Genomic DNA, 8,847 nt, shown 5'->3' with positions numbered 1-8,847 from the left:
CTTCCATTTGTACAGTCCGCTATTTATGTTCCCACCCGTAAGCCACCATGTTCAGGTTCTTGTCACCCATTTTTATAAGATGCTGCTCTACTATAAGCTTGGCTCCCAGTTGCTCATAAAAATAGCGAGCCGGATTATCTGCTAACACCCAGACGATGGCAGAGTGAATGTTCATACTGCTTAAATGTTGAAGAAGACGCATGAATAATTGCTTTCCCCATCCTAGACTGTGGTATTCTTTTAACACATAAATAGCAGTTACCTCTCCCTCATACGGGGGATATTCACCTGACTTTTCCGGCCCTCCACTCACAAATCCGCTGATTTCCTCCTTCTCATTTTCAACCACATATACCTGATGATCGTCTTCACTGGATATATTTGATTTCCACAGCTCTGTTCTTTGCTCATAGGAAAGTCGTTCCAGAACCTCGGCGGGTATGATATTTTTGTAGGTGGTTCTCCAGCAATCCACATGTACCTTGGCGATGCCTGCCGTATCTGATATCGTCGCTTCTCTAATCATCATGTTGGCTCCACTTCCATTTCCAATATTATGCTCTCTATTATACCGACGAGCCCATTCTTGATCTATAATAAGAATTACCATTGTTTACAGAAGCTCGATGCAACGGCAATCCCTTTACTCATCATTCATTACTGGAGGATTTGACTTGAATAAAATCATTTCATTCTACGTTCCGCTTGGCATCTCATCATTGATTGCCGCGCTGACCCATGTCATCGTCAATGCTGTGCTCGCACGCTCGGAGCATCCTTCGTTCACATTGAGCAGCTATGCGGTGGCAGTTAGCCTGTGCCTGCTGCTGGAAACCCCGTTAACCGCCGTACGACAGATGACCACGAAATTCGGATATGACCGCCAATCCGTTCGCTCCATCGGTATTTTATGTGCGTGTGTAGCGGCGGCTGTACTGGTCATCGGCTGGAGTATTGGTCTTACACCTGCTGGTAATCTGATCTTTCAATATGTATTTGGTGTATCTCCTGCCTTGATCGAACCCACCAAGAGTGTGTTTCAGGTGCTTACTTTACTGTACATATTAGTAGCCGTCCGCAACATCTATCAGGGGCTTATTATTAACAAGCACCGTACGGCCTGGATGACGTTCAGCTCGTCCATTCGTATTATCGCGATGCTGATTGCATCCTGGTTTCTAATTCGGGCAGGCTGGACGAATGACGGGCGAATTGGCGCTGCCATCTTTATTGCAGGCATCTTTATTGAACTGGTCGTTACCTTTTTGGAAGGCCGCGTTTTAAAAAGAAAGCTGCCGCCCAACAACGGCGAGCAAACCATCCACCGTGCAAGCCATCTGCTTCCTTTTTATCTCCCCTTGCTGTATTCGGCGCTGGTGCTGGTTGTTCTAAATCCGTCCATACAGGCTGCGCTGAACAATACAACCGATCCATTATTGGCCGTAGCCTCCTTCTCCGTGGCTCTGCAAATCCTGAATCTGTTCGTCTGGTTTTGCAGTTCCCTGCATCAGATCGTCATTCAATTCTACACGAGCAGGCGTCGGGAGGTGCTGATATTTTTGAGCGTTCTGTCCGTACTATCGCCGTTATTATTGCTGCTGTTGTCCTTTGAATTTGCAGGTGATCCTATTTTGCGGGATGTGTTGGGACTGGAAGGGGAACTGCTGGTGGAGACGAGAGGATTGCTTCGCATACTTTCAATCTATGTAGCATTTTATCCATGGGTAGAATATTTCATCGGACGGTCGATATTGATCGGCAATACCAAACCTGTTTTCATCGGCAGATTGTTCTCCGTTTCCTTTGCGATTCTCGCGCTCATTTTATGCATCTCCTTTTTTCCGGGGCTGGACGGACAGGTGGCAGGAATCGTTATGGCCGTTTCCTCACCTGTCGAATTAGGTATCTATCTGTGGCTTTACCGGAAAATCTCTCTGAATACGATGAACGTGTCATCCTGAATAAAAAGCCCGCCAAGAGAGCCCCTTGCCCATGCCAGGCAGATTGGACTCCCTATGGCTGTACCGATCTTTATGCGGTCAAAATGTACGGGCCGTTCTTCGTGATCGCAATCGTGTGCTCATATTGTGCGCCCCAACTGCCGTCCGCCGAGGTGATGGTCCAGCCATCATCCTCCCACAATACAGCCCCCTCCGTTCCGAGGGTAAATACCGGCTCGATGGTAATCACCATCCCTTCGCGCAGCGGCAACCCCGTTCCGGCACGGCCATAGTGCAAAACATCCGGCGGCTCGTGCATCTGACGACCAATACCGTGCCCGATCAAGGGCTTCACGATGCCGTACCGCCGCCATCCTGTCGCTTTTTCCACTGCGTGCCCAATGTCCCCCAGTGTCCTGCCCGGACGGGCGACTTCGATTCCGCGCACCAGTGCCTTATGCGTTTGCCGTAGCAGCCTCGCTACCGGGCGACTGACGTTACCTACTGCATAGGTCCAGCCCCGGTCAGCCAGCCAGCCGTCCTTATTGACGACAATGTCGATGGTCACAATATCCCCATCATGAAGCACTCGCTCCGAGGGAAAGCCGTGGCATACTACCTCGTTGACCGAAGCGCAGGTGGCATAAGGAAAGCCCTTATAGCCTTTTTGCTCAGGCGTGGCTCCGCGCTTGCTCAAAAATTGCTCTACCCACGCATCAATTTCCAGCGTGGTCATTCCCGGAAGGATACGGCTCTCCAACGCACGATGGCAATCTGCCAAAATACGTCCGGCCTCCCTCATGTAGCCGATTTCCTCCGGTGTTCGTATCGCTATCTCTATTGGAATCCGCCTCCTTTGAGCATACAAATTCACTAAACCTATCCCATTGTATGCAGGGCGGACACAAAAAAACCGTCTCCTCTGTGGATAGACGGTTTATAAAAGTCGTATTCCTATGTTTTGCGGGTCATCGAACCCTTTAAGATACTGAAGAATTTATGCGACCGAGTTCGTTTTCCACCACCATGGTCAACTCTTCCTCATACCCTCCTGTAATCCGGTATTTTCGCACATATTCCTTTACAAATTTTTTGGGATCCTTAGGCCGGAAAATTCGAGTCATTTCCCGCAGACTTTCCTTAACTTCATTGTGACCTTTCGTTGCCATGTAACTCCCTCCCAAAACGTTGAAAATAAGTGCTCCGTTGAAGAGAATGCCGAAAAGTATTGATGTCCTTATGCAGTGAAGTAGTATGTCTTAATGCAGCTTAGGTCGGGAATGCCTTATGCAAGGCATGTACCTGACACTATTATTAACCGAATTTCTATTGGCTGAATCACTTCCCCATTATAACATATTCAGGTACAGCTTTCAGCTTTCCAGAAATTTTACATCTAATTTACCCAAATTTTACGCTACACGTCATATTGGGGTTGCCATCTTGGCTGTTACAGGAGGGTATACCCTATTTATCGGCTTTTGGAGTGTATGTGTTTGGGGTAAAATAAATAAACATACAAGGAGAATGGATGCGAACGTTCCTGAAATAAGCTACATGTGTTTATTGAATAATAGGGGGCTAGACATGATGGAAGCCGCAGCACCAAAAATTTTAATATTGTATGCCAGCTACGGAGAAGGCCATGTGCAAGCCGCCCGAGCTATTATGGACAGTTTGCGAAGGCTCGGACGCTGCGAGGTTCAGTTACTCGACCTGATGGCTGAATCCCACCCCTGGTTGAACGGTTTAACCAAATTTGTCTATATGCAAAGCTTCAAAACCATTCCCGAGCTTTACGGTTGGGTATATAACATAACCCGTGAAATGCAGGCAAAATCAGCCTTTGGCAGTGTGCTGCATTCCTTCGGGATGCGCCAGCTTGCGCTCACTCTGGAAAAGGAAAATCCTGACCTTGTCATACATACGTTCCCGCAGCTCGCTCTCCCGGCGTTACGCCGCAAATTGGGGATGAAGCTGCCCATTGTGAACGTGGTTACAGACTTTGATCTGCACGGGCGCTGGCTGCATCCCGATATCGATCGCTACTATGTGGCAACCGAGGATATACAGCAGGAAGCCGCACAGCGGGGAATCCCTTCCGAACGGATTGTCGCCACAGGCATCCCGATTCATGCTTCGTTTTATAAAAGGCTTGCCGAAGATACTGATCCAGAAGATGCTGATGCTGATGTTGCTGAGGATTATCCAATTCCTCCGTCAGATCCGGGAACTACAACACTGCTCATTATGGCAGGTGCCTATGGCGTGATGTCCGGCATATTGGACATTTGTCGGCAATTGAGCCGTCTCCCACAGCTGCGGCTACTGATCGTCTGCGGACGTAATCCGCAGCTAAAAGCTGAGTTGGATGCGCTGTATGCAGACCACCCCGATATCTGCATCTTCGGATTCATCGACTATGTACCCGCACTCATGCGCGCAAGCGATATGGTTATTACCAAACCCGGCGGCATCACTCTCTCGGAAAGCATAGCCTCTGGATTACCCATCCTTGTGTTCAAGCCTGTACCCGGTCAGGAGCTGAATAACGCCCTCTATCTGGAGCAAAAAGGAGCTGCTCGCATTGCCCGTAATACGCAAGAGCTAATTCAACTTTGCGTCGACCTGATCTCCAATCCCTCTCTCGCTCTAGGAATGAAACAGTCGATTGAACAACTGCGCAAACCTCATCCCGCAGACCGGATTGCCGAGGATATTTTGCACCAGCTTGTGGATAAAACCCCTTCCATACGGACAAATTAACGAAGAATAAGCCAGACGGAGGGGATACCAATGGAACGCAAAGGAAAGGATTTGCTCCCGCTAACGGGTGAGAAGGTAGAAGTAGACGGTATTTATGTCGATGAGGACGGACATGAGCAGCATTTACATCGGGGACAGCATTTTCCCTCTGATGTTGTTTTAGGCGATTCCGAGTGGAAAATGACCGAATACGCCTTTGACAATCATCATGACGGACGTACCGATGAACGACTTGTCCCCAAAGAGGATGACGAGGATAAAAAGGGTAAAATTACACACCCACGCCGTCGTTTACAACGCGGAGATCGTTAACATGGGAAAGTAAGTATCTGAATGAAATATCCACAGATAAGTATATCTTGTTGATATATTGTGCACAAACTGTGCATAAAGCGTGGATTTATCCTATGTTGTCTACAACTTGTGCACAAATTATGTATAACAACTGTTTGTTTTGTGGATAAATATTATGAATCAGTGGATAAATTGCGTACAACATGTGCAAAAATTGTGGATAACGTTAAAAAGGGCTGAGCGAAACCTATTCGTTCGGCCTTTTTCGTGTTTTTATACACATGCTCGGCTTGAACTTTTTCTGCCGCAGGTTGGCATAACCTTAATTCCTGTCCTCATACCCTGTATAGTACGGAGCTTGCGCATGAAAAACTTATAAAGGGGGATTGGCCTTACATGTCAGTCTACAAGTCTTCCACAGGAATGGATGAAAATATAGCGGCTGTCCTGTGCTACCTGTTCGCATTCCTTGGTGCACTGGCCTTCGTGTTGCTGGAAAAGAAAAGTCGGTTCGTCCTGTTTCACGCGCTGCAATCTATTTTTCTGTTCGTAGCCCTCATGATCGGGCATGTACTTGCAGGACTCATTCCGCTACTCGGCCCTCCACTCGCTTCCCTGCTGACGCTCGCAGGCATCGCATTATGGATCGTCTTGATCATTCATGCTGGACAAGGCAAGTGGCTCAAGCTTCCTTGGGTGGGTGATCTAGCCCTCCATCAAGCTCGGCAGTTGTGAGATACAGCATTTACGAACCTTCTAACGATTTATGCGTAAAAATTAAGGTGGCTTTAGAATCAACGAACAGCCGTGTCTCGGATAAAGTCCAAGGCGCGGCTATTTTATAATTTGTGTATCAAGCAATATTAACTTGATAAATTAAGTTAATATTGCTTTCATTTTTCAAACTTCACGTTTTCCTTTTATCAGGAATGAAGCTCAAGAACAAATGATACCCATATTAATAGCAGTGGGGGCACCTGATAAGCTATAAGCAATATATTTTTCTATGTTGATACATCAACGCAGAAATTAGGAGTGGGTCTCTAGTATAAGCAAGGAATTGTTGAGCGCATTTATGAAAGTTTAGTTCATCTATAACGAATTAAAGACAAGGGATAAAAATTCAAACCAAATTATAAATAGTTCATAAAGTAGTACACCAAAATCTCTAAGTAAAAAGTAAACAGCAAAAAGAATTATACAAACGATAGGAATATTAACAAATGAAATTCGCAAAAGATTCTTGATAGCATTTCCTTTGACTGGTCTGTAATTTCGAAAATGAGTGTATATTCTAAAATAACTTTTAATTTTATCAATAACCTCTTCACAAAAAATCCTTTTTAGCCATTTCAAATTTAATCCAGTAACCTTCTCTAATAGAGAACGCTTATAATCATTTAAATCACCTCTAATTAAGTACCTTTTCCAACCATATAAAAAAAGATCATTTTCTGATTCATCATTTAAATTTATTTTCTCCAAGAATGTATTGAATTCATCTATAATATTCTCTTCATCAGACAAATCATCCAAATGGATTTGATGTTTCTTGTTTGCTCTTAACTGTTTAACTTCAAAAGGATAAAGACGAATTCTCTTATTTGATTTATATACTTCTACCCAACCACGTACATACTGAATAGTAGATTGTGTTCCATTTATAATAGTGATTTCCCTAACCATCTTATTTTGTCTCATGTAATCTTTCACTTGAGTTTTCAGAGGTTCTGAAGAAGATGACTCTCTTCTTTTTAAACCTTCGAATTCATTTTTTAATCGTTGTGAGTATTTTTTATCACTTATACGAGCTAACCAATAAAACAAAAAAATAAAAATGAACATGGTAACAGAACTATATATATGGTTATAAAACACAGTAATTGTTCGACTAAATTCTTCATGAAGAATTCCATAAAAACTCGGGGAATTTTTCTTGATTAATACAATAAGTGCAATGAACAAAACAGAAAAGTAGAGCTTCTTTCGTGACTTTAATGAATCCAAAAGAACCATAAACCATTTCTCCATAAAACCTCCAGAAGAATCAATAAATTATAATTTACTTACCATATGTAGAACGTAAATATTCTGTTATTGAGTAAGACACCTGAGAATTATCAAGCCCAAATATCCTAATAATATCAATTAAACCTTGCCCATTTGTCTTTAGCAAAGATAGTAAAATACCTGTTCTCACTAAAAGTTGTGCATTTATCTCACCAGAGTTTTGAAGTTCTCTTAAATTTTCAACCCTCTTGAAAATTGAGAAAGCATGATTTATGCTTCTATTATCCAATGGTCTTCCTTCAATGAGAAGTAATTCTTCATTTTTAACTGATAACTTAGATCTATACTCCAAATATCTTATTAGCTTCGTTATTGTATAAGAATTAAGAGTAATCCATTCGGATAATAGATCATTTTTCTCTCTATACAAATTTCGAATACGATAGCGATTATGAGATACTTCCAAATCATGAATTGTTAAACTTATTAACTCCTTTTGTTCTAAGCCCATTAATGCGAGTTCCCATATAACTGGACCAACGATTGAAATCTCCTTATCAAGGCGCTTAGGATTCTCAATGAAGCGGTAATACACCCTCTCTCCCCTTATAAATTCCACTTGTTTTTCTGATAAAAACTCTGTTTTAAATAGTCTTGTAGGAGTTATCTTCAACTCTAATAATCTATGATTGATATCAAGAAAAGGGACTCTATCTATTAGCTTTCTCTCATAAAGGAATTGCGAAAACGCTAACAATACTGCGCTAGATATACTGCTTGGTTTTACGTTGTAAAAGGTTCGTATGATTTCCTCTTGGAAAAAACCTTCTATATTATCACTTGCATTTCTTGAGCTTGCAATATCAATAAAATGCCTAATATATGTTAGGTAGCCCTCTTGAGTAGATACCTTCAATCGTTTCTTCATAGCTAAGAATTTCACAAATTCATTTAAAATTCGTTCATCCACTAGTTTCGCTCCATTTCATTAAAAGTAAAATTTTATATATATTTATAAGTAAATATATATAATTATATTATATGCTCTCTTATCAATAGATGCTTCGTTAGTGTTAAGAGAAACTACTACCATTACTCAATATTTATTTATCATACTAATTGCAACGAGTATGAAAAACTAGTCACTCTCCATAAGTTTTTCGTACTCGTTGAGTTGACTATTCAATGTTTAGAGCAAAATGCATTATCCGTTAAGCCCCAGGACCATGACCGAGGCTTCTTGTCATTCCACCCGGTCCATGTCCAAATGTTCCAATATCGGTCCATTGATAGCCAACAAAACCTTGAATATTGGTATTTGGGTTTACAGAAATATTAATCCCAAAGCTAACCACCAACGCCAAAGAAATCGCGACTATCTTGGCTATTTTCCCCAAGTTCTCTCACCTCTTTCAACATGGACTCATAAAGCATTTGCTGCTTGCTCGTAGCATAGACTCTGTGCTCTTCAAAAAGAGAAATACATCGAACAACATCTCTTTGCTTTATAATAATTGCCATTTCCATACTTTTCAAAACATTGTTTATGGCAGTATCATTACTCTTTTTATAAAAGTAATATAATGCTAATTGATAGCAGAGATCTGAGCATCTACTCAGGTTAAAGCGTTCTTCATAATACTCGCTTCTTAGATACTCACGATCTTTTAATAATTGAATTTCATCTGAAAATTCTAATAACACGTCATCTATGGAAATTTGGTGTTTATTAGCTGCATCTACAATGGTTATTAAACCCGGTAAAATCTCTTGTATGTGTTTATCCTTAAGAAAGGAAGTATATGAAGGTAGTATTTCAGCGTTTTGGATCGGCTAT

10 protein-coding genes are annotated in these 8,847 nt (G+C 42.3%); 4 read left to right on the top strand and 6 right to left on the bottom strand.

Features of this window, described 5'->3' with window-relative positions; translation table 11 throughout:
- Positions 1-19: 19 nt before the first annotated feature.
- Complete coding sequence (locus QD47_RS28580) at positions 20-529, bottom strand: GNAT family N-acetyltransferase (RefSeq protein WP_044649312.1); 510 nt, start codon at positions 527-529, stop codon at positions 20-22.
- 145 nt (positions 530-674) lie between these two features.
- On the opposite strand from QD47_RS28580, the gene QD47_RS28575 reads away from it, so the two are divergent.
- Complete coding sequence (locus QD47_RS28575; protein WP_044649311.1) at positions 675-1,961, top strand: hypothetical protein; 1,287 nt, start codon at positions 675-677, stop codon at positions 1,959-1,961.
- A 70-nt stretch (positions 1,962-2,031) separates the two neighbouring features.
- On the opposite strand, the gene map is transcribed toward QD47_RS28575, so the two are convergent.
- Entirely contained in the window at positions 2,032-2,814 is a 783-nt protein-coding gene (gene map / locus QD47_RS28570) for a type I methionyl aminopeptidase (protein ID WP_082067344.1), read from the bottom strand.
- A gap of 106 nt (positions 2,815-2,920) precedes the next feature.
- Positions 2,921-3,109 (bottom strand): hypothetical protein, encoded by a 189-nt coding sequence (locus QD47_RS28565; protein ID WP_007428354.1) that lies wholly within the window; start codon positions 3,107-3,109, stop codon positions 2,921-2,923.
- A 421-nt stretch (positions 3,110-3,530) separates the two neighbouring features.
- Here QD47_RS28565 and QD47_RS28560 point away from each other — a divergent pair, with 421 nt between their 5' ends.
- The 3 genes from QD47_RS28560 to QD47_RS28550 all read left to right on the top strand — a co-directional run bounded on the left by QD47_RS28560 (position 3,531) and on the right by QD47_RS28550 (position 5,735).
- On the top strand, positions 3,531-4,706 hold the full coding sequence (locus QD47_RS28560) for an MGDG synthase family glycosyltransferase (protein WP_044649313.1): 1,176 nt from the start codon (positions 3,531-3,533) through the stop codon (positions 4,704-4,706).
- A gap of 30 nt (positions 4,707-4,736) precedes the next feature.
- A complete protein-coding gene (locus QD47_RS28555; RefSeq protein WP_044649310.1) occupies positions 4,737-5,018 on the top strand; it encodes a hypothetical protein in 282 nt (93 codons plus the stop codon).
- A 378-nt stretch (positions 5,019-5,396) separates the two neighbouring features.
- The gene (locus QD47_RS28550; protein ID WP_044649309.1) at positions 5,397-5,735 is read left to right on the top strand and encodes a DUF4870 domain-containing protein; all 339 of its coding nucleotides are present in this window, start codon (positions 5,397-5,399) and stop codon (positions 5,733-5,735) included.
- Between the two features lie 357 nt (positions 5,736-6,092).
- Here QD47_RS28550 and QD47_RS28545 read toward each other — a convergent pair whose 3' ends face one another.
- The 3 genes from QD47_RS28545 to QD47_RS31970 all read right to left on the bottom strand — a co-directional run bounded on the left by QD47_RS28545 (position 6,093) and on the right by QD47_RS31970 (position 8,714).
- Positions 6,093-7,031, bottom strand: a complete 939-nt coding sequence (locus QD47_RS28545; protein WP_044649308.1) for a hypothetical protein — start codon at positions 7,029-7,031, stop codon at positions 6,093-6,095.
- Positions 7,032-7,062: 31 nt separating this feature from the next.
- Entirely contained in the window at positions 7,063-7,980 is a 918-nt protein-coding gene (locus QD47_RS28540) for a hypothetical protein (RefSeq protein ID WP_044649307.1), read from the bottom strand.
- A 377-nt stretch (positions 7,981-8,357) separates the two neighbouring features.
- Complete coding sequence (locus QD47_RS31970) at positions 8,358-8,714, bottom strand: hypothetical protein (RefSeq protein ID WP_152643900.1); 357 nt, start codon at positions 8,712-8,714, stop codon at positions 8,358-8,360.
- Positions 8,715-8,847: the final 133 nt, after the last annotated feature.

This window comes from Paenibacillus terrae, from assembly GCF_000943545.1.
In the GTDB taxonomy this organism is placed as follows: domain Bacteria; phylum Bacillota; class Bacilli; order Paenibacillales; family Paenibacillaceae; genus Paenibacillus; species Paenibacillus terrae_A.
This window is presented reverse-complemented; position numbering and strand designations above follow the sequence as displayed.

What these genes read in the sequence shown, in the direction of transcription:
- QD47_RS28560 (WP_044649313.1), top strand. Translation starts at nt 3,531, where the DNA reads ATGGAAGCCGCAGCACCAAAAATTTTAATATTGTATGCCAGCTACGGA.
- QD47_RS28580 (WP_044649312.1), bottom strand. Translation starts at nt 529, where the DNA reads ATGATGATTAGAGAAGCGACGATATCAGATACGGCAGGCATCGCCAAG.
- QD47_RS28565 (WP_007428354.1), bottom strand. Translation starts at nt 3,109, where the DNA reads ATGGCAACGAAAGGTCACAATGAAGTTAAGGAAAGTCTGCGGGAAATG.
- QD47_RS28545 (WP_044649308.1), bottom strand. Translation starts at nt 7,031, where the DNA reads ATGGAGAAATGGTTTATGGTTCTTTTGGATTCATTAAAGTCACGAAAG.
- QD47_RS28550 (WP_044649309.1), top strand. Translation starts at nt 5,397, where the DNA reads ATGTCAGTCTACAAGTCTTCCACAGGAATGGATGAAAATATAGCGGCT.
- QD47_RS28555 (WP_044649310.1), top strand. Translation starts at nt 4,737, where the DNA reads ATGGAACGCAAAGGAAAGGATTTGCTCCCGCTAACGGGTGAGAAGGTA.